This window comes from Mycobacterium asiaticum, assembly GCF_001673365.1.
GTDB classification, from domain to species: domain Bacteria; phylum Actinomycetota; class Actinomycetes; order Mycobacteriales; family Mycobacteriaceae; genus Mycobacterium; species Mycobacterium asiaticum_A.
On the sequence record NZ_LZLS01000191.1, the window covers coordinates 89,362 to 114,308 of the forward strand.

Genomic DNA, 24,947 nt, shown 5'->3' on the forward strand with positions numbered 1-24,947 from the left:
CCGGAAACCATGCGGTTGGACGACCTTACCGAGCCCCGCTTCAGTTCGGAGGCTCAACCGATCCTGGACATGATGGGCGCAATGGCCCCGGACTGCCCCCTCGATGCTGATGCGTTGTGCGCCAAGGCGAGTGCTGACACCGGCCTAGACGATTTCGGTCCCGCCGACTACCGCGAGCGTCTCGACGTCTACCTGAAAGCCCTGCGCGACATCGACGGCTTGCACGGGGCCGGGGTAGTCAACTTCTACGGTCAGCTGCTGCAGTTGCTGAAGAACCGCTTGCTGCTGGCCGACCTGCTCAGCCGGAACCCGGAGATCAACGACATCGAGTTGCCGTCGCCAGTGGTAATCGCCGGGCTGCCCCGAACCGGCACCACCCATCTGCACAATCTGCTGGCCGCGGCGCCCACGTTCCGCACCATGCCGTACTGGGAAAGCAACGAGCCGTTCCCGTTGCCGGCCGAGGCCGGCCAGCAGCCCGACCCGCGGCGCACCCGGATGGACGTCGCGGTCGGCGTGATCAATCTGGTGATGCCGCATTTCGCGTTGATGCACGAGATGACCACCGATCACGTTCATGAAGAGATCCAGCTGCTGGCCAACGATTTTTCGACGATGCTGTTCGAAACGCTGGCCCATGTACCGCAATGGCGCGACTACTACCAGGCGCACGACCAAACGCCGCACTACCGCTACCTCGCCACCCAACTCCGGGCCATGCAGTTCCTGCGCGGCGGGAAGCGGTGGCTGCTCAAGTCACCCCAGCACCTCGAGCAGGTGCCGGTGCTGAATCGGGTCTTCCCCGACTGCATTGTGGTGTTCACCCACCGAGACCCCGTCCCGGTCGCACTGTCGATGGTCGCCATGATCACCTACTCGGCCCGCATGCACCGCTCGCCGGTGCCGGTCGCGCAGATCGCCCGATACTGGATCGACCGGCTCGAGCAAATGCTCAACGCACTCGTCCGCGACCGGGACACCATCGGCCCGGACCGCTCCATTGACATCCGCTTCGACGACTTCATGGCCGACGAATTCGGGGTTGCCGAAAGGGTTTACGCACTGGCCGGCGAAGAGTTCACCGATGTGGCCCGCGCGGCGATCGGTGACTATCTCACCGGCCATCGGCGGGGCCGGTTGGGCAGTGTCGAAACGTCGCACGAGATGTTCGGACTGAACGAAGGCGATCTGCGAGCCCGCTTCGCGCCCTACGTCGAGCGCTTCCTGCGCTAGTACTAGTTTCTCAACATGGTCACCATGCCTGAGCTCGAAGGCGTTGAGCACCGATTCGTCGATCTGGGTGACGACGTCGTAATCCACGTAGCCGACGCCGGCCCGGCCGACGGACCCGTCGTGATGATGGTGCACGGCTTTCCGCAGAACTGGTGGGAATGGCGTGCGCTGATCGGCTTACTGGCCGCGGACGGCTACCGCGTGCTGTGTCCTGACCTACGAGGTTCGGGGTGGAGTTCGGCGCCTCGCACGACATATCTGAAAGGCGAGATGGCCGACGACCTGGCCGGTGTTTTGGATCAGCTGGGCGTGCAAACGGTCACGATGGTCGCGCACGACTGGGGCGGGCCGGTCGCCTTCATCATGATGTTGCGACACCCGGAGAAAGTGACGGGCTTCTTCGGAGCTAATACTGCGGCTCCCTTCGTCAAACGCGATCTGAGGTCATTGCGCAGTCTGTGGCGGTTCTGGTATCAGATTCCGATTTCGTTGCCGGTGATCGGCCCCCGACTGATCAGTGATCCCAAGGCTCGGTTCGCTCGCATGCTGGAATCGTGGGTGGGCGGCGGTTTCCGCCTCCCCGAGGAAGACATGCGGCTGTACCTCGAGTGCATGAACGAGCCCGGGCACGCGGAGGCAGGTTCGCGCTGGTATCGCTCGTTTCAGTCCAAAGAGATGCTGAGCTGGTCGCGTGGTGAGTACGACTCAGCTCGCGTGACGGTCCCGGTGCGCTGGTTGACCGGCACCGAGGATCCGGTGATCACCGCCGACGGGACCAACGGATACGCCGACCACATCAGCGATTTCGACGTCGAGTTGGTTCCAGGCGTCGGACATTGGATTGTGGACCAGCGACCCGATCTGGTGCTGGATCGGCTACGCGCGTTTCTCAGGTCCTGACCAGAGCCCGGATCGGAATACCTTCCAGCACAACCCTTTTAGTGTCTGCTTAGCAGCGCTCGGCACGCATGGTGCCCGGCGCGGTTACTCGACGCCGATCGTAACTTCGGTGGACTTGATGAAGACTGTCGCGGGCTGACCGACCTCGAGGCCGAGGTCGACGGCGGCGTCCTTGGTGACCGATGAAGTGACGATCTGATCGCCACCGTCGAGTCGGATCTTGACGATCGCCATCACGTTGCCGAGGTCAACCTCGGTAATGGTTCCCTTGAGCTGGTTTCGGGTCGAAAGGCGCATGATGGCAGCCTAGTGTCGCGGTCCGAGCAATGCGATCGAGGCATCTACCGCGGGCTCGACGATGTCGCGGGCGGGCCGACCGTCCTCGACGGCCAGCGCGACCAGTTCTCGCAACCCCCCGACCAGGATGACCGCCAGCGGGGGCGTCAGCGGCGGCAAGTTGGCGCGTCGGAAGCCAGGGCTGCTACTCAGGTTGATCAACAGGTTGGTCAACAGATCCAAACCTTGGCGCTGTACCGGCCGGGCCACGTCGCCCAGGTAGGGCAGTTCGCGAATCCAGCTCAGCGCAATGGCCGGCCGGGACTCGATGCTGCCGACGTAGCCCTCAACGGCTTGGCGAATCTGTTGCTGCCAGTCGGCCTCGGGATCGACCGCGCCGCGGATGTCGGCCGCCATGGTCTGAATCTCCAGGCGCAGCAGTTCCAGGAAGCACAGTTCCTTGCTGGCGAACTGGCCATAGAACGTCCGCTTGGAGGTGCGTGCGTGGCGGACGATATCGGCGACGGTAGTGGCGCGGTAACCGCGCTCGCGGATCGAAGCGTCCAGGCCGTCGAGCAGTCGAAGCCGGAACGGATCAGGCTCAGCCAAAACTGTGTCATCGGCCAGTGCCGTCACCCAGCCTGCCCCTTTCGGCCGAACGCTTGTCAGGTTTGGTACTACAGAGTACCGTTCGTGTAAAGACCTCTGGTACCCCGCAGTACCACCCCTGTGCTGGGGTAGATATTGGGAGCAGCGACGCGATGAGCACCGACGCTATAAGCGAAGTCACCACCCCTTCGGCCGCCCCCGCGGTGCGGCTTCCCCCCGCTCTCAAGGGGCCAAAGTTGTTGCAGGGCTTCGGCTTCGCGTTTGGGCGCCGGCGCTTCATGGACCGGTGGGTGCGTCGTCACGGCGACGTGTTCACGGTGCAAATTCCGGTCTTCGGAAACGTCGTGGTGGTGTGCGACCCGCAGCTGGCCCGGCAGATCTTCACGACCAGCCCCGACGAGCTGGGCAACATTCAACCCAACCTGAGCCGGCTGTTCGGTTCGGGCTCGGTGTTCGCCCTCGACCGCGATGACCATCGTCGACGCCGCCGCCTGCTGGCACCGCCGTTTCACGGCAAGAGCATGAAGAAGTACGAGACCATCATCGAAGAGGAGACGCTGCGCGAGACGGCGAACTGGCCGGAGGGGCAGTCGTTCGAGACGTTGCCGTCGATGAATCACATCACGCTCAATGCCATCCTGCGCGCGATCTTCGGGGCCGACGGCGCCGACCTCGACGACCTGCGTCGCATCATCCCGCCATGGGTGACGTTAGGTTCCAAAATGGCGCTGATGCCGCAGACCAAGCGCACCTACGGTCGCTTCAGCCCATGGGGCCGGATGGCCCACTGGCGACGACAGTACGACCTCGTCATCGACAAGTTGATCGAGCGCGAACGCACCGATCCGGGCTTCGAGGATCGCACCGACGTGCTGGCGCTGCTGCTGCGCAGCACCTACGAAGACGGTTCGGTGATGTCGCGCAAGGACATTGGCGATGAACTGCTGACGCTACTGGCGGCGGGTCACGAAACCACGGCGGCGACATTGGCGTGGGCTTTCGAGCGGGTGAGTCGGGACGGCGAGCTGTTGGCCGCGTTGGTCGAGGAGGCTGACAGCGGCGGTAGCGAGCTACGCCAAGCCACGATTCTGGAAGTGCAGCGGTTCGGCAATGTCATCGACTTCGCGGCACGCAACGTCAACGTGCCGGTGTATCAACTCGGGGAATGGACTATCCCGCAAGGGTATTCGTTGATGACCAGCATTTCGCAGATCCACCGAAACCCGGACGTCTTTCCCGACCCGGACCGGTTCGACCCGCAGCGCTTCATCAAATCCAAGCCGTCGTCGTTGGCGTGGATCCCGTTCGGCGGTGGCACTCGCAGGTGCGTTGGTGCGGCCTTCGCCAACATGGAAATGGACGTGGTGCTGCGAACGGTGTTGCGCGACTTCGTCATTGAGACCACTGACGCGCCGGGGGAGCGTTCCTTCAACCGCGGTGTCGCGTTCATTCCCAGAGACGGCGGCCGGATCGTGGTGAAGCGCCGAGAAAGTGTGCGGCTGGGGCTTTGAAAGTGCATGCAGGGCGGGAAAATTGGTACATTCCCGCCCTGAGTGCACACCGAAAGCCGTGATTACACAGCCAGCGCCAAACCGCTAAACCTCAGCGCGGCGCGGTAGCTTCCAGCCGGGCCGCACGAAGTGGCAGGTGTACCCGTGCGGATACCGCAAGAGGTAATCCTGATGCTCGGGTTCGGCCTCCCAGAAATCCCCGGCGGGACTGACCTCGGTCACCACCTTGCCCGGCCATAGGCCGGACGCGTCGACGTCAGCGATGGTGTCCAGCGCCACCCGCTTCTGCTCGTCATCGAGGTAGAAGATCGCTGACCGATAGCTGGTGCCACGGTCGTTGCCCTGTCGGTTCTTCGTCGTCGGATCGTGGATCTGGAAGAAGAACTCCAAGATGCTGCGATAGTCGGTGACCGACGGGTCGAAGACAATCTCGATAGCTTCGGCGTGCGTGCCGTGATTGCGGTACGTCGCGTTCGGGACGTCGCCGCCGCTGTAGCCGACGCGAGTGGAGACCACACCCGGCTGTTTACGGATCAGATCTTGCATGCCCCAGAAACAGCCACCGGCCAGGATGGCCTGCTGCGTACTCGCCATTGCGGTCCTCCTAACCGGTCCGGGCGCCAATTACGCCCCAGGCTACACTCCGCCCGTGAGGTGTAACGGCTCGTGACCGGCCCGAAATTCCCGAAAAGCGAACTGGCCGCGGCCTTCGCGAAGTTCGAACAGACCGTCGCCCGAGCAGCCGAAACGCATGATTGGGACGCCTGGGTCGAGCACTACACCCCCGATGTCACCTACATCGAGCATGCGGCGGGCACGATGCACGGCCCCGACGAAGTGCGTACCTGGATCAAGCGCACGATGACCGCATTCCCCGGCAGTCACATGGTGGAGTTCCCGTCGCTGTGGTCGGTTATCGATGAGCCCACCGGGCGCGTGATCATGGAACTGGACAATCCGATGCGCGACCCCGGTGACGGCAGCGTGATCACCGCGACCAACATCTCGATCATCACCTACGCCGGCGACGGGCTGTGGCGTCAGCAAGAGGACATCTACAACCCGCTGCGTTTCGTGCAGGCCGCGCTGAAGTGGTGCCGAAAAGCCCAGGAATTCGGCAATCTCGACGACGACGCCGCAGCGTTCCTGAAGCAGTACGGCGGCACGCGATGAGCGCCAAACCGAAATTAGTCATAGGTGCCAACGGGTTTCTCGGATCGCACGTCACCCGACTGCTGGTCGAGGACGGTCATCAGGTGCGCGTGATGGTGCGCTCCACCGCCAACACTCGCGCCATCGACGACCTGGACGTCACCCGGTTTCACGGCGACGTATTCGACACTGCCACCGTGCGCGAGGCAATGGACAGCTGCGATGACGTCTACTACTGCGTCGTCGACACCCGTGCCTGGTTGCGGGACCCCGCGCCGCTGTTCCGGACCAATGTCGAGGGTCTGCGCAACGTTCTTGAAGTCGCCAAAAATGCTGACCTGCATAGGTTTATCTTCACCAGCACGTATGCGTCGGTGGATCGTCGGCGCGGAAAAGTGGCCACTGAATCCGACCGGATCCGTCCGGACCAACGGGTCACCCCCTACGTCCAGTCCCGGGTTCAGGCCGAGGACCTGGTAATGCGCTACGTCGCCGAGCACGGCCTGCCCGCCGTCGCGATGTGTGTGTCGACCACCTACGGCAGCGGCGACTGGGGCCGCACCCCGCACGGCGCGTTCATCGCCGGCGCGGTCTTCGGCAAACTGCCGTTTTTGATGAGCGGCATCGAGTTGGAGGTCGTCGGTGTCGACGACGCGGCCCGGGCGATGATCCTGGCCGCTGACCGCGGGCGCAACGGGGAGAAGTACCTCATCTCCGAACGCATGATCCCGTTGAGTGACGTGGTGCGCATCGCGGCCGACGAGGCTGGGGTACCGCCGCCGCAGCGGTCGATCCCGGTGCCGGTGCTATACGCCCTGGGGGCGATCGGGAGCCTGCGGGCCCGGTTCACCGGCAAGGACGCCGAACTCAGCCTCGATTCGGTGCGGATGATGCGTGCCGAAGCTCCCCTCGACCACAGCAAGGCGGTCCGCGAGTTGGGTTGGCAGCCCCGCCCGGTCGAAGACTCAATCCGCGAAGCGGCCCGATTCTGGGCTGCCATGCGCAAGACCAGGCGAAGTAGCGAGGCCACCCGATCTGAATAGGCTCGGCTGGGTGGAACGCGTGCATGTCGACCTGACGGGGCCACCCCAGACGATGCTCGCGACCCTGTACGCCAAAGCGCTCGACGCCGACGCGCGCAAGCCGATTCTTAACGACCGTTACGCGAAAGCCGCCGTGGCGCGCCTCGATTACGACTGGATCGCAACGTCAATCACCGCGCGTCGGGCGCCGTCGGTAACAATCCGTACCGCCCATTTCGACAACTGGACCCGGCAGTTCCTGGCCGTACACGAGCAGGCCACCGTGTTGCACGTCGGCTGCGGTCTCGACGCCCGCATATATCGCCTGAATCCGGGACCCGGTGTGCGATGGCTGGACATCGACTATCCGGAAGTCATCGAGTTGCGCCGGCAGGTCTATCCCGACCGGGACAACTACCGGATGGTCTCGGCGTCGGTCACTGATCCAGACTGGGTGGCTGACGTGCCAGCCGACCGGCCCACGCTGTTACTCGGCGAGGGGCTGACGATGTACCTGACCGAGGCTGACGGCTTATCGCTGCTGCGTCGCGTGGTGGACCGATTCCCTTGCGGTGAACTGCAATTCGACGCCTTCAACACCTTCGGGATCCGCATACAGGTGGTCAACTCCGTGGTCCGCCGGTCCGGTTCGACGTTGCGGTGGGGGATCGACCGGCCCGCCGACATTCTCGAGGCCGTCCCGGGCACACGTCTGTTGGCGTGGGAATCGGTGTTCGACAGCGAAACCTTCGACCGAGTGGCACCGGCGGCCCGCTGGACCGGCCGGGCGATGGCCAAGCTGCCGGCCTTGCGCATGATGGCGCAGTATCACCGTTATGCCTTCTGACGGGAATGCCGTTCGTCGGGGAGCGTTGAACCTTTCGAGAAAGAGGTGACAAATGACCCACCCGGAAATCAAGGAACCCAACGCCGGACATCCGATCACCATCGAGCCGACGCGGGGGCGTGTCCAAGTTCGGATCAACGGTGAACTCGTTGCTGACACCACTTCGGCGCTGGGACTGCAGGAAGCCAGTTTGCCGTTGGTGCAATACATTCCGTTGGCGGATGTAGCGCAAGAACGGCTGACCCGTACCGATACCAGCACATACTGCCCGTTCAAAGGCGACGCCAGCTACTACAGCGTCACCACCACGGCCGGCGACACCGTCCAAGACGTGATCTGGACCTACGAGCAGCCCTATCCCGCGGTCGCCGCGATCGCTGGGCATGTGGCGTTCTACCCGAACAAGGCCGAGATCAGCGTCGGCTCGGCCTGACGGGGCCTGATGGTGGTGACCCGCGGCGCCCGGCTGCGCCGCGCTTGCGATCACGCGGCTTAATGGTGGTGACCCGCGGCGCCCGGCTGCGCCGCGCTTGCGATCACCACGGGGGCTTAGGCCGGGTAGACCTTCGCTATCGCCTGGGTGTCGGTGTATTCGCGCAGCGACACGATCAGGCCGTCCAGGGTGTCGAAAATGCACACGAACGGGCTGTCGTATTCGGTGCCGTCCGCCGTGGCGCCGTAGACCTGGCCCTCGACGACCACCGTTTCGCCCTCGTTGACGCAACGGCGCAGATCGATGTTGACCTCGAAGACTTGTTTGCGCCGCTCGATGACCCGACGCATCGTCTTTTTGTCCCATTCCTCCCGGCTGACGATGCTCCAGTAGCTGAAGTCGTCGCGGAGCAGTTCGAACCCCTCGTCGAGGTCGCCGCCCTCGCACATGCTCTGCAGAAACATCCATGCCAGTTCGGCTTGCGGGTCGTCAAACGGCGTCGTCACGGCGTCATCACTGGGTCCTCACTGGGTCCTCACTAGGCCATCCTGTCTCGCAACACAGATCGGGGGCAAATGGCCGTCGGTGCCAGAGCGCAGACTGGTCCAGGTGAAGACCGCCGCGCGAACCGTCACGTTCCCCGGAGCCGGCGGCTTCGGCCACACGTTGGCGCCATGGCGGCGCGGTTTCGGGGACCCGTGTTTCCGAATATCCGGCGATGGCGCGATCTGGCGCGCGTGCCTGCTGCCCAGCGGGCCCGTCACGGCGCGGATCACCCGCGCCGGACGGGACGCGGCGCAGTGCGAGGCGTGGGGCACGGGTGCCGAGGAGTTCGTCGAAGTGTTTCCGGCCATGCTGGGCTGCGACGACGACGCCTCGTCTTTTCGGCCGCAGCACCCGGTGGTAGCAGACGCCCATCGGAAGGTCCCCCATCTGCGCTTGGGCCGCACCGGCCAGGTGCTGGAGGCGCTGATTCCGGCGGTCATCGAGCAGCGGGTGCCGGGGGCCGATGCCTTTCGTTCCTGGCGCGTGTTGGTGACCAAATACGGGACGCCAGCACCCGGGCCGGCCCCCGACGGCATGCGGGTGCCGCCGTCCGCCGACGCCTGGCGACACATCCCGTCCTGGGAGTTCCACCGTGCCAACGTGGACCCCGGTCGGGCTCAGACTGTGGTGGTGTGCGCCAGGCGGGCCTCGTCGCTGGAGCGACTGGTCGCGGTGCCGCCGGACCGGGCTCGGGAAGCGCTCATGTCGCTGCCGGGCGTGGGCGTGTGGACGGCTGCCGAGACGGCGCAGCGGGCGTTCGGCGACGCCGATGCGCTGTCGGTCGGCGATTACCACGTCCCCAAGATGATCGGCTGGACCTTGATCGGAAGACCCGTCGACGACGCCGGCATGCTCGAGTTGCTGCAGCCGATGGCTCCGCACCGGCACCGGGTGGTCCGCGTACTGGAAGCCAGCGGATTGGCCTACGAACCGCGTCGCGGTCCCCGCCTTGCGGTGCAGCAGATACACGAGCTGTAAGGGTTAGCCCCTGGCTCATCGGGTACACGCCTGGAGGACACAAAGCGAAAACTTCAGGGGGAAACTGATGACGCAGTTCACCATTCCGGGACTCACCGACAAGCAGGGCGCGCGGCTCGCCGAATTGCTACAGCGCCAGTTGAGCACATACAACGACCTGCATCTGACACTCAAGCACATCCACTGGAATGTGGTGGGCCCCAACTTCATTGGTGTTCACGAAATGATCGACCCGCAGGTGGACGCGGTACGTACCTTCGCCGATGATGTGGCCGAACGGATTGCGGCCCTTGGCGCTTCGCCAAAAGGCACGCCGAGCGCGATCATCGAGGACCGTGACTGGGACGACTACTCGGTGGGCCGCGACACCGTCCAGGCGCACCTGGCCGCGTTGGATCTGGTCTACACCGGCGTGATCGAAGACATCCGCAAAGCCATCGACGAGACCGACGAACTCGACCAGGTCACCCAGGACCTGCTGATCGGTCAGGCGGGCAGCTTGGAGAAGTTCCAGTGGTTCGTCCGTGCCCACCTGGAGAGTTCGGGCGGCAAGCTCGCCCATGCGGGCGCGACGAGCGAAAAGGACGCCGCGGAAACCGTCCGCGGAAAATCCTGATTCGCCCAGCGCGGGTGCTCAAGCGGGCCCGTCGGTCTGAGCCGTCCGGCGTGCCCGTTCGGCTTCCGCGGCTTCTCGGTTGAGCCGTTGTGCCTCGTAGATCGTCACGTTCGTTCGGGACATGAGTAACGAAGCGACGCCGACCGCCAGGATCGCGCCGGGTACCACGGAGAACGAACCCGTCATCTCCGCAACCATGATCATGATCGCCAGCGGAGCGCGGGCGACGCTGCCGAAACACGTCATCATTCCGACGACCACGAAGATGCCGGGCTGCTCGGGGATACCCGGCAGCCCGGCCAGTTCGCCGAGGCGCCAGATAGCAGCTCCGACAAAGGCGCCGATGACAATTCCGGGACCGAACAGACCGCCGGATCCGCCAGAGCCGATGGACAGGCAGGTGGCCGCGATCTTCGCGATCGGCAGTATGACGATGATCCACAGCGGGATACTCAGCAGCGTTTCGCGATTAGCGGCCAGTTGTGCCCAGCCGTAGCCGCTACCCAGAACTTGCGGAATCAGCAGGCCCAACAACCCAACCAGCAGCCCGCCCAACGCGGGCTTGAGGATCGGCCCGCCGGACAGCCGCTTGAACAGCGCCACAGTCACATGGAAGGCCCGCGCGTACACGTAACCGACGGCCACCGCGACCACACCGATCACCGCGAACCACAACAGCGGTGCGGCCCGCTCGAAGCGGTACTCGGCATCGATGTAGCCGAACAGCGGCTCGAACCCTAAAAACGAGCCGAGGACCGCGTACGCCGTCCCAGAGGTGATGAAGCCGGGCAGCAGGCTGCGGTAGTCGAAGTCGTCGCGGTAGGCGATCGATGCGGCCAGCACCGCCCCGCCCAGTGGTGCGGCGAAGATCGCGCCGATGCCTGCGCCGATGCCGAGCGCGACGGCGACCCTCCCGTCCTCGTCGCTGAGCCCAAGTCGGCGGGTGAGCAGCGAGGAGAATCCTGCCGAGATCTGAGCCGTCGGGCCCTCACGTCCGGCCGACCCACCTGAGCCGATGGTCAGCGCACTGGCCACCATCTTGACCAACACGGCGCGGGCGCGAATCGCGCGCGGATCGGTGTGTACCGCTTCGATCGCCTCGTCGGTGCCGTGCCCGGTGGCCTCCGGCGCGAATTTGGCGACGATGACCGCCGAGAGCAACGCTCCGCCCGTCGTCACCAACGGAATCGCCCATGGGCGAACGAAGCCGGCGGACCCGCGGCTGCCACCTTCGCCGAACGGGGTGGGGACGTGGTATCCGGCCAGGTAGCCGAGCAAAAAGTCACCGGTGTACTTCAACGCCAGATAGAAGATGACTGCGCCCAGCCCGGATATGGCGCCGATCGTGACACCCAGGATTAGCCACTTAGGCAGGTAGCCCGCATTCCTGATCGAGGCGCCGAATCGTCCGCCGGACGCCTCGAGGGGTGCCTCCTCGGGCTCCTCGGGCATGGTCCGAAGTTAGCAGTCACGGGAGTGCCGGCGCCTGCGCGGAATAATCGGACCGTGGTCCGGTTATACGGGTAACTCGTATTCAGGAGGTCAAAATGCCCGCCATTACCGCAGACACTCTTACGCTGCCGCGAGTCGGTCCGCCCGGCCCGGCAGACACCGAACGACCCGTCCGAACCATCACCTCCGGTCCCCGCGGCTACGAAGGCCTGGGGTTCCCGGTGGTTCGCGCATTCGCCGGGGTAAGCACCGCCGCGCTGGATCCGTTCATCCACATGGACCAGCTGGGGGAGGTGGAATACGAACCGGGCGAACCCCGTGGCACCGATTGGCATCCCCACCGCGGCTTCGAAACCGTGACGTACATGATCGACGGAAAGTTCGCCCACCAGGACTCCTACGGCGGGGGCGGGCTGATCAGCGATGGCGCCACGCAATGGATGACCGCGGGATCGGGCATTCTACATATCGAGACCCCGCCCGTCGAGATGGTAAATTCCGGCGGAATTTTCCACGGCATCCAGTTGTGGGTGAACCTGCCGAAGCGGGACAAGTTCGCCCAACCGCGTTACCAAGCCATCGAAGGTGCCGACGTCATGTTGTTGTCATCCGAGGACGGGGGCGCGCTGGTCCGCGTAATCGCCGGCGAGATTGATGGCCGGCGCGGACCGGGCGTCACCCACACCCCCATCACCATGGCGCACGCGACCGTCGAAAGCGGTGCGCGGCTTAACATTCCGTGGAACCGCGACTTCAACGCCCTGGTCTACGTGTTGTCCGGAGAAGGAACCGTCGGGCCCGTCGGCCACCCCGTCAAACAGGGTCAACTGGTCGTACTGGGCCCGGGTGACCGGATCACCGTCGCTGCCCGGCCCGGCCACACCCGGCCGCTGGACGTCTTGCTGCTGGGCGGTCGTCCGATTAGGGAGCCGGTATTCCACTACGGACCATTCGTGATGAACACCCGCGCCGAGGTAATCGAGGCCCTGGAGGACTACCAAGCTGGCAAGTTTCGTAGCATCCCGCAGAACGGTTTAACGCCGCACCGTGGCGGTGGCACACTCTAGTAATGCCGCAAGTGGCAAGTCGCGGGCCGGGGCGCCCACCCGCAGCAAAAGCTGATGAGACGCGCAAGCGGATCGTGCGCGCTGCGAGGCAGGTTTTCAGCGAGCGCGGCTATGACGGGGCGACGTTCCAAGCGATCGCCCTGCGTGCCGATTTGACCCGTCCCGCGATCAACCACTACTTCTCCAGCAAACGGGTGCTGTATGCAGAGGTGGCCGACCTCACCCACGAACTCGTCGTCAGCACTGGAATCGAGCGGGCGAGTGGCGTGCCTACCCTGGCCGGCAAGCTGGCTGCCTATATCGGCGTGGCACTCGAGGCAGACGCGCAAAACCCGTCCACCGCGGCGTTCTTGACCACCGCAGTGCTGGAATCCCAGCGTCATCCCGAACTGCGTCACACCGAGAACGACCCGGTGCGGACCACCCGCGACTTCTTACTCGGGGCCGTCAGCGAAGCCATCGAAAGTAGGGAGCTCGACTCCGGCACCGACGCCGCGGCGCTGGCCGAGGCGCTTCTGTTGATGTTGTGCGGTGTCGGGTTCTATGCCGGGTTTGTCGGCAGCTACCAGGAAGTCGAGAACATCCTCGGCACGCTGCGCAAGCTGATCGCGGGGACCCTGTGGAGGTCCCCGGTCTGAGGGCGGTGACCTGGCGCACAGAGCGTATAGCTTGCCTAACTTATTAGGTAGCATGGTCGGGTCATGACTGATCTGGACTCGCCCTCGTTGCGCACGGCTGGCGACAGTTGGCTGATCACCGAAAGTGTCGGCGCCACCGCATTGGCGGTCGCCGCCTCGCGCGCGGTGGAAACCGCCGGAGCGGACCCGCTAATTCGCGACGAGTTCGCCGCGGTTTTGGTGTCCTCGGCGGGTGCGGCCTGGGCCCGGCTGGCCGACCCCGAGATCGCCTGGCTCGACGGTGACGAGCATGGCCGACGGCTGCACCGGATCGGCTGCGACTACCAGGCCGTGCGAACCCACTTCTTCGACGAGTACTTCGCCGCTGCCACTGGCCCGGGGGTCGGCATCCGGCAGGTGGTGATCCTTGCCGCCGGCCTCGATTCGCGGGCCTACCGCCTGCAATGGCCGGCGGGCACCGACATCTACGAGATCGACCAACCCAAAGTGCTGGAGTACAAGGCGGAGGTCCTCGGCTCGCGCGGCGCACTTCCGGCCGCACACCGGCAGCCGGTAGCCGTGGACTTGCGCGACGACTGGCCGGCCGCCCTGGTCGACGCCGGATTCGACCCCACCCAACCGACCGCGTGGCTGGCCGAGGGCCTGTTGGCTTATTTGCCCAGCGATGCCCAAGACCGGTTGTTCGAAATTTGCACCGCACTGAGCGGGCCAGGCAGCCAGATCGCCGTCGAAGCGTTCAACATGCGGGTGACCGGCAACAAGCAGCGCTGGAACCGGATGCGGGATCGGTTGGGCCTGGACGTCAACGTCGAAGCCCTGACCTACCACGAGCCGGACCGCTGCGACCCCGCCCAATGGCTGGTCGACCACGGCTGGCAGGTGCACACCGTGGACAACCACCAAGAGATGGGCCGGCTGGGTCGCCCAGTACCTCATGACATGGTCGACGAGGCCATCACCACCAGGTTGATACGAGGAGTACGCCCATGAGCACACTGCGCAGCCACGACGACACCTGGGACATCCGCACCAGCGTCGGCACCACGGCCGTAATGGTGGCCGCCGCCCGAGCAGTCGAAACCGACCAACCCGATGCGCTGATCCGCGACCCCTACGCCAAGCTACTGGTCACCAACGCCAACGCCGGCGTGCTGTGGGAAGCCATGCTCGACCCGTCCGTCGCCGCAAAAGTGGAAACCCTCGACGAAGAGGCCGCCGCCATGATCCGGCACATGCGCGGGTATCAGGCCGTGCGCACCAACTTTTTCGACACGTTCTTCGCCGATGCAGCCGCCGCCGGGATCCGGCAGATGGTGATCCTGGCGTCAGGCCTGGACTCACGCGCGTACCGACTGGACTGGCCGGCCGGCACCGTCGTATACGAGATCGACCAGCCGCAGGTGCTCGAGTACAAGTCCACCACCCTGGCCGACAACGATGTGACACCCTCGGCCGACCGCCGCGCGGTCGCCATCGACTTGCGCCAAGACTGGCCGGCCGCGTTGCGCGAGGCGGGATTCGACCCGTCGGCACCGACGGCGTGGCTGGCCGAGGGGCTGTTGATGTACTTGCCCGCCGAAGCCCAGGACCGCTTGTTCACCCAGATCGGTGAGCTGAGTCCGCCGGGCAGCCGGATCGCCGCCGAAACGGCCGCATCGCACGCCGATGAGCGGCGCGAGCAGATGCGGGAGCGGTTCAAGAAGATCGCCGAGCAGGTCGGTCTGGAGGAGAGCATCGACGTGGGCGAGCTGATGTACCGCGACGAAAACCGCGCCGCCGTCGCCGATTGGCTGAACGAGCACGGGTGGCGGGCCACCGCGCAGAGCTCCGCGGATGAGATGCGGCGCCTGGACCGCTGGGTTGTCGACGTGCCGATGGCTGACGACAAGGACGCCTTCTCCGAGTTTGTGACAGCGGAGCGGCAGTAATGCCGCGCACGGCCGACGACTCCTGGGACATCGCCACCAGCGTCGGGGCTACCGCGGTGATGGTCGCGCTGGCCCGGGCCGCCGAGACCGCCAGCGCCGACCCCGTGATTCGGGACGAGTTCGCCGGACCGCTGGTCTCCACGCCGGAACTCGCCGGCGTCCGCGAGCAGGTGGCCGCCTGGTGGGCCGGACCGGATCCGCAAGACGACGCGGATTACACCGTCGACTCCCAGCAGATGATCAACTACCAGGCCGTCCGCACGCATTTCTTCGATGCCTACTTCGCCGACGCGGCCGCGGCCGGCATCCGGCAGGTGGTCCTGCTGGCGGCCGGGTTGGACTCGCGCGCCTACCGGTTGGACTGGCCGACGGACACGGTCGTGTACGAAATCGACCTGCCCAAGGTGCTGGACTACAAGTCCGAAACGCTTGCCGACCACGGTGCCGCACCGCGCGTCGACCGACGCCCGGTTGCCGTCGACTTGCGCCACGACTGGCCGCAAGCGCTGCGCGACGCAGGCTTCGAACCCAGCCGTCCGACGGCGTGGCTGGCCGAAGGTCTGTTGCCGTTCCTGCCGGGGCCTGCGCAGGAGGCCATGTTCGACGCGATCGACGCGCTGAGCGGGCCGGGCAGCCGTGTTGCCGTCGAGATTTTCGGCATCGACGAGGAGCGGCGCGCAGAGGCGCAGCAGAAGTTCGCCGAGCTGCGAGCCAGGCGTACAGAGCGCGGCGAGGACACCTCGTTCGACCCCTTCGACCTGTGGTTCGACGACGAAGGACGGCCCGACCCGACCGAATGGTTCAGCACCCACGGCTGGAACACCGCGGCGATCTCCGCACGCGAGGAGTCGATCCGGCTGGGCCGACCGCCGGACGCCGAGGATGACAAGCCGTTCCAGAACGGGTTCGTGACCGGCGATAAGGCCTGACGAGGCCTGACGGCAACGTAAAAAAAGTGTTCTCTTATCTGACACGTGTTGGTTAACATTAGGTTTCCGCCGGTCAGGGAGGCTCGCATGAGCGTCGACAGCGCAACTGCCGATTTCGACAGTCCGATGATTTCCGACCGGCTACAAGTTCCCGTCCTGAGCTAGCGGTCGCACCGCGCCATGTCGCTGCACGACTGGATATCCGGCGGCCGCGGGGCACGCACCCGGGTACCCCCTGGTGCCCCGGTGGGGATGATCACCGCACTGGCGACGGCGACGGCATTCTTGTTGTTCGCGCAGATCTTCATGGTGGCGCCGCTAGTACCCACCCTTGCCCGCGAATTCTCCGCCAGCGCCGGTCTGGTCGGGTTGGGCGTCCCCGCCTACCTAGTGCCCTATGGCCTGATGGTGCTGCTGTGGGGTCCGTTGTCGGACCGTTGGGGACGCCGCCGAATCATCCTGGTCTCGCTGGTGCTGTTCGTCGCCATGGTCGCCGTCACCCCGCTGGTCCGTGACGTCGGCCAATTCATAGTCCTGCGGATGGCGACCGGCATCGGTGCCGGCGGGGTGGTGCCGATCAGCGTGGCACTCGTCGGCGATCTAGTGCCCTATCAGCGCCGAGGCCGCGTGTTGGGTTGGATGTGTGGCGGCATGGCCGGGGGGACGGCGTTTGGCGCGGCGGGCGGGGCACTAGGTGAACCGTTGCTGGGCTGGCGTGGGTTGTTCACGCTGGTCGCCGTTTTCGCCTGCGCCCTGCTGACCCTGAGCCTGTGGCTGATTCCGGACACCACCCCGAAAGCCAGTAATGCCGTCGCGGCGGGCGTAGCGGTCACCGGTTTCCGCGGGCTGCTGCGGCTTCCGCGAGCCCGGCGGACCTACGGTTATGTGCTGATCAACGCGATGCTGCACGCCGGCATCTACAGCTGGCTCGGTGTGTACCTACAGCAGCGCGCTGCGCTCAACGAAGCGCAACTGGGACTGATCCTGCTCGGTTACGGCGTTCCGGGGCTACTGCTTGGTCCCGCCATCGGATTGCTGGCTGATCGCTACGGCCGTGCCCGGATCATTCCGCTCGGCCTGGCCGTGGCCGGGGTTTCCGCGGCGACTTTCGCCTCCGAACCCTCGTTGGTGGTAGCGCAATCGGCGATCATCATCCTGTCCCTGGGATACGACATGACCCAGCCACCGCTGGTAGGCATCGTGACGGACCTGCCCGGAAATCGCGGGCAGGCGATTGCGCTCAACTCGTGCGTGCTCTGGGTCGGCATGGGCATCGGCAGCCTCGTATTCCAGGCAATCCTGATGCCCTGGGGTTTCCACACCGCGTTCGGCGCCTTCGCGGCCGTCGCCTTGGTGGGCGCGGTGATCGCGATTCCGATGTTTCGGACCGAAAGGCCAGCCAGCGCGATCCCGATTTCGGGTGGCTTGTCCTGATCTTTCCTGTCGCCGTCCTACTGCTGTCAGGACCAGATGACTAGGATCGCGGGTACACCAACGAGCAACCGCGCGCTTCGGGCTGCGGGCACCTCGGGAAGGAAGGACAACGATGACCACCGATTCCCTGCCAAAGGCTGCAAACGCCGCCAACGGGCACGCCGCGCCCGAACCGAACGTTGCCGAGACTGTTGCTCGGTTGCGCAAGACGTTTGCCACGGGCCGCACTCGCAGCTACGAGTGGCGCAAACGGCAGTTGCTCCAACTGGCGAAGTTGATGGAGGAGAACGAACCCGCCATCGCCGCTGCGCTGGCCGAAGATCTGGACCGCAACCAGGTCGAGGCGTTCATCGCCGACATCGCCACCACTGCCGGCGAAGCCAAGTACGCGGCCAAGAAACTCAAGAAGTGGATGCGCCGCAAGTACCTGCTGCTAGAGGCGCCGCAGCTGCCCGGTCGGGGCTGGGTCGAGTACGAGCCCTACGGCACCGTGCTGATCATCGGGGCTTGGAACTACCCGTTCTACCTCACCCTGGGTCCTGCCGTCGGCGCGCTCGCAGCCGGTAATGCCGTCATCCTCAAGCCGTCGGAACTCGCTGCGGCATCGTCGCGGTTGATGGCAGAGCTGGTACCTAAGTACCTGGACAACGACGCGGTGGCGGTCATCGAGGGCGACGGCATGGTCAGCCAGGAACTGATCGCGCAGGGCCTGGACCGCGTCATGTTCACCGGTGGCACCGAGATCGGCCGCAAGGTCTACGAAGGCGCGGCACCGCACCTGACCCCGGTCACTCTCGAACTCGGTGGGAAGAGCCCGGTGGTCGTGGCGGCCGATGGCGACATCGACGTCGCGGCCAAGCGAATCGCCTGGCTGAAGATCCTCAACGGCGGTCAGACCTGCGTCGCGCCCGACTATGTGTTGGCTGACGCGTCGATCCGCGACGAACTCGTCGACAAGATCGGCGCCGCCCTCACCAAGTTCCGCTCCAAGGACGACCAGACCGGCATGCGCATCGTCAACGAGCGCCAGTTCAACCGGTTGAGCGGCTACATCTCCGAGGCAGAGGCCGATGGGACCTCCAAGGTCGCCGTCGGCGGCAAGTCCGACCCGTCGACGCTGCGTATTCAGCCGACCGTGGTGGTCGATCCCGCTCCGGACGGACCGCTGATGCAAAACGAGATCTTCGGGCCGCTGCTGCCGGTAGTCACCGTGAAGAACCTGGACGAGGCGATCGACTTCATCAACGCCCGGGCCAAGCCGCTGTCGGCATACCTGTTCACCAAGTCGAAGCAAACGCGCGAGCGCTTCATCAAAGAGGTCCCAGCCGGCGGCATGCTGATCAACCACATCGCGTTCCAGGTGTCGACAGCCAAGTTGCCATTCGGCGGTGTCGGCGCCTCCGGCATGGGTGCCTACCACGGCAAATGGGGCTTCGACGAGTTCAGCCACCGTAAGTCGGTGCTGACCAAGCCGACGCGTCCCGACTTCTCCAGCATGATCTATCCGCCCTACACCGATCGGGCTTTCAAGCTGGCTCGCAGGTTGTTCTAACTTGAGATTCACACCGCCGGCACCGGCCCTCGCTGGTGCCGGCGCTTAACCCTGATAGCCCCGCAGAGAGGAAACTGATGCCTGGAGTGCAGGATCGCGTCATCGTAGTGACTGGAGCCGGCGGCGGACTGGGCCGGGAATACGCCCTGTCCCTCGCTCGCGAAGGTGCCAGCGTCGTCGTCAACGACCTCGGCGGCGCCCGCGACGGCACCGGCGGTGGTTCGGCGATGGCCGATCAGGTGGTCACCGAGATTCGCGACGGCGGGGGTCGGGCGGTTGCCAACTACGACAGCGTCGCCGAAGCCGACGGCGCGGCCAACATCATCAAGACGGCGCTCGACGAGTTCGGCGCCGTGCACGGTGTGGTGAGCAACGCCGGCATCCTGCGCGATGGCACCTTCCACAAGATGACGTCGGAGAACTGGGACGCCGTCCTCAAGGTGCACCTGTACGGCGGCTACAACGTGATCCGCGCAGCCTGGCCGCACTTCCGCGAGCAGAGCTACGGCCGCGTGGTGGTCGCCACCTCGACCAGTGGGCTGTTCGGCAACTTCGGGCAGACCAACTACGGCGCGGCCAAGCTCGGGTTGGTGGGCCTGATCAACACGCTGGCGCTGGAGGGGGCCAAGTACAACATCCACTCCAACGCCGTAGCGCCGATCGCGGCCACCCGGATGACCGAGGACATCATGCCCAAGGAGGTGCTGGAGAAGCTGACGCCGGAGTTCGTGGCCCCGGTGGTGGCTTACCTGTGCACCGAGGAGAATTCCGACAACGGATCGGTCTTCGTCGTCGGCGGCGGCAAGGTGCAACACGTTGCGCTGTTCGGCAACGAGGGCGCCAATTTCGACACGCCTCCGACGGTGCAGGATGTGGCGGCCCAGTGGGATGTCATCACCGACCTGTCGGCCGCGCAAAAAGCTGGATTCAAGCTCTAAATGTAATCGATGAAAGCCTCAGTCGTACAAGAGCTTTCGGGTCCGTCCGGGGTTGTCTACACCGATATCGACGACGTACCCGATGGCGGTGGCAACATCGTCATCGAGGTGCGCGCCGCGGGCGTCTGCTTTCCCGATCTGCTGTTGACCAGAGGCAAGTATCAGCTCAAGTTGCCGCCGCCGTTCGTGCCCGGAATGGAGACGGCCGGTGTGGTGCGTTCGGCACCGGCCGATTCGGGTTTCCGTGTGGGCGAACGTGTTTCGGCCTTTGGTGTGCTCGGCTGCTACGCCGAGCAGGTCGCCGTTCCGGTTTCCAACGTGATTCGCAGTCCCGCCGAGCTCGACGACGCCGAAGCGGTGTCGTTGCTGGTGAACTACAACACCATGTATTTCGCGCTGTCCCGTCGCGCCGTGATGCGGCCCGGCCAGACGGTGTTGGTGCTCGGCGCGGCCGGCGGGGTCGGTACCGCGGCCATCCAGATTGCCAAGGCGTTGGGCGCCAGTCAGGTAATCGCCGTGGTACACCGCGAAACCGCGATCGACTACGTCAGCGCGCTAGGCGCCGACCAAGTGCTGCACCTGGCCCCCGGCTGGGTGGACCGGGTGCATGAATACACCAACGGCCAAGGGGTTGACATCGTCGTCGACCCGATCGGTGGCCGCACCTTCGACGACGCGATTCGCGCGCTGGCGATCGACGGCAAGCTGCTGGTGATCGGGTTCGCCGCGGGCAGCGTGCCGACACTAAGTGTCAACCGGCTACTGCTGCGCAATATCGGCGTGCTGGGCGTCGCGTGGGGCGAATACCTCACCAAGGTCCCCGGTTCGGCGGTGCTGTTTTCGGCCGGTCTCAACCAGTTGGTGTCGCTGGGCCTGAGACCGCCTCCGCCGCAACGTTATCCGCTGTCCGAAGCGCGCGCCGCGCTGCAATATCTGGACGACGGCGGCGTGCTCGGCAAGGTCGTCCTGGAGCCTTAAAGCAGGGCCCTGAGCTCGTCGGCGATGTCGCTGGCAGCGTGCTGGAAAACGCGCACCTCGAAACCTGCCATCAGAACGGCCAAGCCGATGTCCGCCGCGATCGGTTTGCCGAAGGCGTTGATCAGTCCGCCGACGGGATCGCCGTTGAACGCTTGCAGTAGGCCGCGCCCGAACAGGTCGATGTTGTAGGCCGGAATGGCGGTCACGGCCGCGTTGACGATATCGGTGGTCGGGAGCACCGTGGCGTAGGCCGACCCGGCAATGGCCGAACTGGCATAGCCGAGCTTGAGGTTGGCCGCCAGCAACGTTTGGATGAAATTCTGCGGTGACGCGAACGAGTACTGCGCGCCGGTTGCCAGCTGGCCAAGCTTTACCGTGTCCACCGTCGGGATCAGGGCGGTGAAGTGCGACGGCGTGATCAGCGAGACTTCGTGGGAGAAATTGACGATCCCTTCCTGAGTCCCGGCGGCGAGCGCGGCGACGATTTCGCCCGGCGGAACCGGCGGGAATACCCCGAACTCGGTTGGCACATTCGGAGCATCCGGCGACCACCCGTGGGTAGTGCTGCCGTAGCCGAGGTTCACGAGGACACGCATGTCGGGCTGGATCAGTTCCGCCAGCGGGTTGCCGATGATCGGGATGGCACGCAGCGGAGACAGAATGGGCAGGTTCTCGGTGGGGATCATGTAGTAGTGCGTCTGGACCGGTCCGACGGTGTTCGTCAGCTCGACGGCCGTGCCGCCCGGCGGCACCGTCAACTCCATGCCCGACAGGAACGGGTAGCGACCGTGCAACTCGATGATTCCCAGGAACGCGTTGATATCGGACAGCACATTGAGCGGGTATTGCGGGAAGTCGCCGAATCCGTCGTACTCGATGGTGAAGATACGTGTGGGGAAGGAATTGTCAGGGGTCGCGATGCCGAACACATCCAAGCCCAGGCTCGGCAACGCAAGTCCCGGGAAGCGCGCCAGCAGACCGCCATTCGGATTGCTCGGATTGCCGACCAGCGTGAAGTTCAGGTTTGCCGGGCCGCCCCCGAGCGTGTTGGTGGGGTTCAGCGCCATCATTTCCATCGAAGCGATGACCGCGCTCTGCGAATAGCCGAAGACGTTGACCGAGGTGGCGCCGAGTTGGCCGAATGCCGCGGTGATGGCGTTGTCCAGGATCGTCAGCCCGCGCGCCGCCGACACATCGAACGTCAAGTCCTTGATGCCGGTTAGGGGATACAGCCCCTCGGGGGTGTTGATGCCGATATTGATGCCCCCGGTATAAAACGGGTCGATGTACAGGGGCGGGATTCCTTGGATGTAGTCCTCGATCGGGATCGGGTACCCGCTGGCGCCCATCACCAGGGTGATCGCGGCCGCCGGAGCGGTTGCGGCCTCGCTGAGCAGTGATTTGAGCGGCGAGAGAATCGGACTCAAGGCATTCGACGCCGCGTTGACGATCTCAGTCTCGAGATAGGCGAGCCCGCCGGCGGCTAGCGTGCGGGCGAATTCCTCTTGGAGCGCCCCCACTTTGGCGATGGCCGCGTTGTATTCCGCGCCGTACGCGCCGAACAACTGCGCGACGGCCTCGGAAACCTCGTCGGCGGCCGCCGAGAGCAGGCCGGTGGTCGGACCGCTCGCGGCCGCACTGGCCGCGGACACCGCCGTCCGAATCTCCGCCAAATTCGTTGCGGCGCTGGAAATCACGTCCGGTTGCACTGACAAGTACGACATCGACCATCCTTCGTGACGAGGCCCCCCTGCCGCAGCGGCAAGGTCAGCCTAGATCCAATGGCGTCCTACGTGCGCAGTTTTACTAAAGCGCAAGAACTTTCAGTCGGCCGCACCGGTGAGGTCGCCGATCACCGACGAGATGGTGTCGATCGTCACGATGGTCTGGAAGCCACCGGCCAGGGTCAACAACGCGACATCCGCGGCGATCGGATTGCCGAATGCATTCACCAGCCCCATCGGATCGCCGTTGACCGCCTGCTCGATGCCGTCCAGGAACAGGTTGAAGTTGTACGACGGCAGCGTGGTGACGATGGTGTTCGCAATGTCTGCAGTCGGCAGCGCCAACGCGTAGCCGTCGGCCGCCGCACTCGTGATCGCGGTGGTGATGTTCGTGTTCGCCGACCTGATCGCGTCGAAGATGCTGTTGGCCGAGAAGCCGGTCGTCGGTGGCAAGGCGAACGGCAGTGAAAGGCCTCCGCCCCCACCGCCTCCTCCGCCGCCGCTGGGCAGCAGGTCGGTCAACGACGACAGTGCCGGCGCGGTGAAGTGACCGGCGAAGGCGTTGAGCCCCTGGCCGGCCAGGGCGATCTGGTCGCCGACGAAGTTCTCCGGGATCGGTGGGATCAGGCCGAACGGGGTGTGCACGTCGGCGTAGCCGGTCGAGTAGCCGTAGTGCGGGTCGCCGTAGCCCCAGTTGACCAGGTACGTCAGGTTGGGTTCGACCAGGTCCGCCAGGGCGTTTCCGATGCCGGGAATGGCTCGCAGCGGCTGCACCAGGGGCAGGCCGTCGTAAGTGATCATGTAGTAGTGGTCGGTGGTGTTACCAGGGGAGACCGGCAATTCGAGCATCTTGTAGCCCGGTGCGAGCTGGCCCGTCGAACTGATGATGCTCGGGTAATCGCCGTGAATGGATTGGATGCCCAGGAACGCGTTGAGGTCGGCCAGGAAGTTGATCGGGTACTTCGGGAAGTCGGTGTAGCCGTCGTATTGCAGCGAGAACGTGTTGACCTGGTAACCGGTGTTGGCCGGTGTCGGGCCGAAGAATTCCAGCCCCAGGGCCGGCATGTTAAGGCCGGGGAAGCGGGAGAGCAGCCCGCCGTTGGGAGCCATCGGATTGCCCAGCAGGGTGAAGCTGAGGTCTGCGGTGTGTGGGCTGCCCATCGCCACCAGATTGCGCAACTCCATCGAGGAGAGGATGGCACTCTGCGAGTAGCCCAACACCGATACCGAATCGCCTTTCGTGATCAGGCCGGTGGGTGAGAACAGCGCGTTGTGCAGCATCTGTGTGCCCAGCTGGACCGACTGGCTCAGCGGCAGGTCCTTGATTTGGGTGAGTGGGTACAGCCCCTCGGGAGTGTTCAGCGGTATCGACAACGGGTCGGCGATCCCGAACCGCATCCACGGCCGGACGCTGGCCATGTAATCCAGCGACGGTATCGGTGTGCCGCTGCCGGTCATGATCAACGCTTTGTCGTACATCCCGACCAGTGGCAAGGGCGTGCTGACCGGCGTCCCGCCACCGCCGGGACTCGCGGACGGCGCGAACAACGGGCCCAGCAGAGACTGGACGGGAGTGACCAGCGGCTGCAGTGGCGCGAGCACCGGGGCGAGAAGCGCCTCGATCGGCGAGGCGGCGGCGAGCGCGCCGCCCACCGCGGCAGCGTTGAGGACCTCCGATTCCGCGTAGGCGATGCTGGCCCCCGACAGCGCCTGCTGGAACTGCTCGTGGAAGACCGCCGCTTGACTGACGACGTCCTGGTATTCCACACCGAAAGCGCGGAACACCTGGGCCGCCGCCGCCGACACTTCGTCCGCTGCGGCGGCCGCCAGACCAGTCGTCGAACCCGCCGCCGCCGCATTGGCTTCGGCGAGGGCGGTCCGGATACCGGCCAGATTTTCGGCGGCGGCGCTGAGCAGTTGCGGTTGCGTCGTCAAGTACGACATAAGTCAATCCCCTTCACAGCCAGGGTATTTCGGCAGTTATACGGTTATCGCCAGGGCTCGCTCACGCGGCACGGTCGGTCATCGCGGAGCCCGGCAGTGTCAGACTAGATCGCTCAGGCCAAACGCATAGTGCTTTTGCTGTCTAAATATTTTTTAGGGGATCAGTGGCTACGCAACGTCACCCTGGACGTTGGCCGCTCAGTCACGATGCCCACCTTAAGGGGTCGGATCAGCGTCGAG

At 65.0% G+C, this 24,947-nt stretch carries 25 protein-coding genes; 18 read left to right on the top strand and 7 right to left on the bottom strand.

Features of this window, described 5'->3' with window-relative positions:
• The first annotated feature begins 9 nt into the window (after nt 1–9).
• Nucleotides 10–1,233 carry a sulfotransferase family protein gene (locus A5634_RS21755; protein WP_155769652.1) on the top strand — a complete coding sequence of 408 codons (1,224 nt, stop codon included), beginning with the start codon at nt 10–12 and terminating at the stop codon, nt 1,231–1,233.
• A 15-nt stretch (nt 1,234–1,248) separates the two neighbouring features.
• Nucleotides 1,249–2,133 (top strand): alpha/beta fold hydrolase, encoded by an 885-nt coding sequence (locus tag A5634_RS21760; protein WP_065146091.1) that lies wholly within the window; start codon nt 1,249–1,251, stop codon nt 2,131–2,133.
• A gap of 84 nt (nt 2,134–2,217) precedes the next feature.
• Here the strand turns inward: A5634_RS21760 and A5634_RS21765 are convergent, their stop codons facing one another.
• Both A5634_RS21765 and A5634_RS21770 read right to left on the bottom strand, forming a co-directional pair.
• Entirely contained in the window at nt 2,218–2,430 is a 213-nt protein-coding gene (locus A5634_RS21765) for a TOBE domain-containing protein (protein ID WP_065146092.1), read from the bottom strand.
• Between the two features lie 9 nt (nt 2,431–2,439).
• Nucleotides 2,440–3,045 carry a TetR/AcrR family transcriptional regulator gene (locus A5634_RS21770; protein ID WP_065146093.1) on the bottom strand — a complete coding sequence of 202 codons (606 nt, stop codon included), beginning with the start codon at nt 3,043–3,045 and terminating at the stop codon, nt 2,440–2,442.
• A 140-nt stretch (nt 3,046–3,185) separates the two neighbouring features.
• On the opposite strand from A5634_RS21770, the gene A5634_RS21775 reads away from it, so the two are divergent.
• Nucleotides 3,186–4,529, top strand: coding sequence for a cytochrome P450 (locus tag A5634_RS21775; protein WP_065146150.1), 1,344 nt, complete (start codon nt 3,186–3,188; stop codon nt 4,527–4,529).
• 84 nt (nt 4,530–4,613) lie between these two features.
• Here A5634_RS21775 and msrA read toward each other — a convergent pair whose 3' ends face one another.
• Nucleotides 4,614–5,123, bottom strand: coding sequence for a peptide-methionine (S)-S-oxide reductase MsrA (gene msrA / locus A5634_RS21780; protein ID WP_065146094.1), 510 nt, complete (start codon nt 5,121–5,123; stop codon nt 4,614–4,616).
• A 72-nt stretch (nt 5,124–5,195) separates the two neighbouring features.
• Between msrA and A5634_RS21785 the strand changes: the two genes are divergently transcribed.
• The 4 genes from A5634_RS21785 to A5634_RS21800 are packed head-to-tail and all read left to right on the top strand — an operon-like array spanning nt 5,196 to nt 7,983.
• Nucleotides 5,196–5,702 carry a nuclear transport factor 2 family protein gene (locus A5634_RS21785; RefSeq protein WP_065146095.1) on the top strand — a complete coding sequence of 169 codons (507 nt, stop codon included), beginning with the start codon at nt 5,196–5,198 and terminating at the stop codon, nt 5,700–5,702.
• Nucleotides 5,699–6,724, top strand: coding sequence for an NAD-dependent epimerase/dehydratase family protein (locus tag A5634_RS21790; protein WP_065146096.1), 1,026 nt, complete (start codon nt 5,699–5,701; stop codon nt 6,722–6,724). Before A5634_RS21785 ends, A5634_RS21790 begins: the two co-directional genes overlap by 4 nt.
• Nucleotides 6,725–6,743: 19 nt before the next feature.
• Complete coding sequence (locus tag A5634_RS21795; protein WP_065146151.1) at nt 6,744–7,550, top strand: class I SAM-dependent methyltransferase; 807 nt, start codon at nt 6,744–6,746, stop codon at nt 7,548–7,550.
• Nucleotides 7,551–7,602: 52 nt separating this feature from the next.
• Nucleotides 7,603–7,983: a DUF427 domain-containing protein gene (locus A5634_RS21800; RefSeq protein ID WP_065146097.1), complete on the top strand. Its 381-nt coding sequence runs from the start codon at nt 7,603–7,605 to the stop codon at nt 7,981–7,983.
• Between the two features lie 116 nt (nt 7,984–8,099).
• On the opposite strand, the gene A5634_RS21805 is transcribed toward A5634_RS21800, so the two are convergent.
• The gene (locus A5634_RS21805) at nt 8,100–8,447 is read right to left on the bottom strand and encodes a nuclear transport factor 2 family protein (RefSeq protein WP_155769653.1); all 348 of its coding nucleotides are present in this window, start codon (nt 8,445–8,447) and stop codon (nt 8,100–8,102) included.
• Nucleotides 8,448–8,592: 145 nt separating this feature from the next.
• Here A5634_RS21805 and A5634_RS21810 point away from each other — a divergent pair, with 145 nt between their 5' ends.
• Entirely contained in the window at nt 8,593–9,507 is a 915-nt protein-coding gene (locus tag A5634_RS21810) for a DNA-3-methyladenine glycosylase family protein (protein ID WP_065146099.1), read from the top strand.
• A gap of 67 nt (nt 9,508–9,574) precedes the next feature.
• Entirely contained in the window at nt 9,575–10,123 is a 549-nt protein-coding gene (locus A5634_RS21815) for a Dps family protein (RefSeq protein ID WP_065146100.1), read from the top strand.
• Nucleotides 10,124–10,141: 18 nt separating this feature from the next.
• Here the strand turns inward: A5634_RS21815 and A5634_RS21820 are convergent, their stop codons facing one another.
• Nucleotides 10,142–11,575, bottom strand: a complete 1,434-nt coding sequence (locus A5634_RS21820) for a chloride channel protein (protein ID WP_065146101.1) — start codon at nt 11,573–11,575, stop codon at nt 10,142–10,144.
• Nucleotides 11,576–11,670: 95 nt separating this feature from the next.
• On the opposite strand from A5634_RS21820, the gene A5634_RS21825 reads away from it, so the two are divergent.
• The 9 genes from A5634_RS21825 (at nt 11,671) to A5634_RS21865 (ending at nt 21,039) form a co-directional block, all read left to right on the top strand.
• Nucleotides 11,671–12,642 carry a pirin family protein gene (locus A5634_RS21825; protein ID WP_065146102.1) on the top strand — a complete coding sequence of 324 codons (972 nt, stop codon included), beginning with the start codon at nt 11,671–11,673 and terminating at the stop codon, nt 12,640–12,642.
• Between the two features lie 2 nt (nt 12,643–12,644).
• Nucleotides 12,645–13,280, top strand: a complete 636-nt coding sequence (locus A5634_RS21830) for a TetR/AcrR family transcriptional regulator (protein WP_065146103.1) — start codon at nt 12,645–12,647, stop codon at nt 13,278–13,280.
• A gap of 63 nt (nt 13,281–13,343) precedes the next feature.
• Nucleotides 13,344–14,270 (top strand): class I SAM-dependent methyltransferase, encoded by a 927-nt coding sequence (locus A5634_RS21835; protein ID WP_065146104.1) that lies wholly within the window; start codon nt 13,344–13,346, stop codon nt 14,268–14,270.
• A complete protein-coding gene (locus A5634_RS21840; protein WP_065146105.1) occupies nt 14,267–15,208 on the top strand; it encodes a class I SAM-dependent methyltransferase in 942 nt (313 codons plus the stop codon). The genes A5634_RS21835 and A5634_RS21840 overlap by 4 nt, the downstream gene beginning before the upstream one ends.
• Complete coding sequence (locus A5634_RS21845; RefSeq protein WP_065146106.1) at nt 15,208–16,137, top strand: SAM-dependent methyltransferase; 930 nt, start codon at nt 15,208–15,210, stop codon at nt 16,135–16,137. The genes A5634_RS21840 and A5634_RS21845 overlap by 1 nt, the downstream gene beginning before the upstream one ends.
• Before the next feature lie 180 nt (nt 16,138–16,317).
• Nucleotides 16,318–17,571, top strand: coding sequence for an MFS transporter (locus A5634_RS21850; RefSeq protein ID WP_253861814.1), 1,254 nt, complete (start codon nt 16,318–16,320; stop codon nt 17,569–17,571).
• Nucleotides 17,572–17,683: 112 nt separating this feature from the next.
• Nucleotides 17,684–19,123, top strand: coding sequence for an aldehyde dehydrogenase family protein (locus tag A5634_RS21855; protein WP_065146107.1), 1,440 nt, complete (start codon nt 17,684–17,686; stop codon nt 19,121–19,123).
• 77 nt (nt 19,124–19,200) lie between these two features.
• Entirely contained in the window at nt 19,201–20,061 is an 861-nt protein-coding gene (locus A5634_RS21860; protein WP_065146108.1) for an SDR family oxidoreductase, read from the top strand.
• A gap of 9 nt (nt 20,062–20,070) precedes the next feature.
• A complete protein-coding gene (locus tag A5634_RS21865) occupies nt 20,071–21,039 on the top strand; it encodes an NADPH:quinone oxidoreductase family protein (protein ID WP_065146109.1) in 969 nt (322 codons plus the stop codon).
• Here A5634_RS21865 and A5634_RS21870 read toward each other — a convergent pair.
• Together A5634_RS21870 and A5634_RS21875 are read right to left on the bottom strand one after the other, a co-directional pair.
• Entirely contained in the window at nt 21,036–22,763 is a 1,728-nt protein-coding gene (locus tag A5634_RS21870; RefSeq protein ID WP_065146110.1) for a PE family protein, read from the bottom strand. The two genes, A5634_RS21865 and A5634_RS21870, sit on opposite strands and share 4 nt — an antisense overlap.
• Before the next feature lie 99 nt (nt 22,764–22,862).
• On the bottom strand, nt 22,863–24,707 hold the full coding sequence (locus tag A5634_RS21875) for a PE-PPE domain-containing protein (protein ID WP_065146111.1): 1,845 nt from the start codon (nt 24,705–24,707) through the stop codon (nt 22,863–22,865).
• Nucleotides 24,708–24,947: the final 240 nt, after the last annotated feature.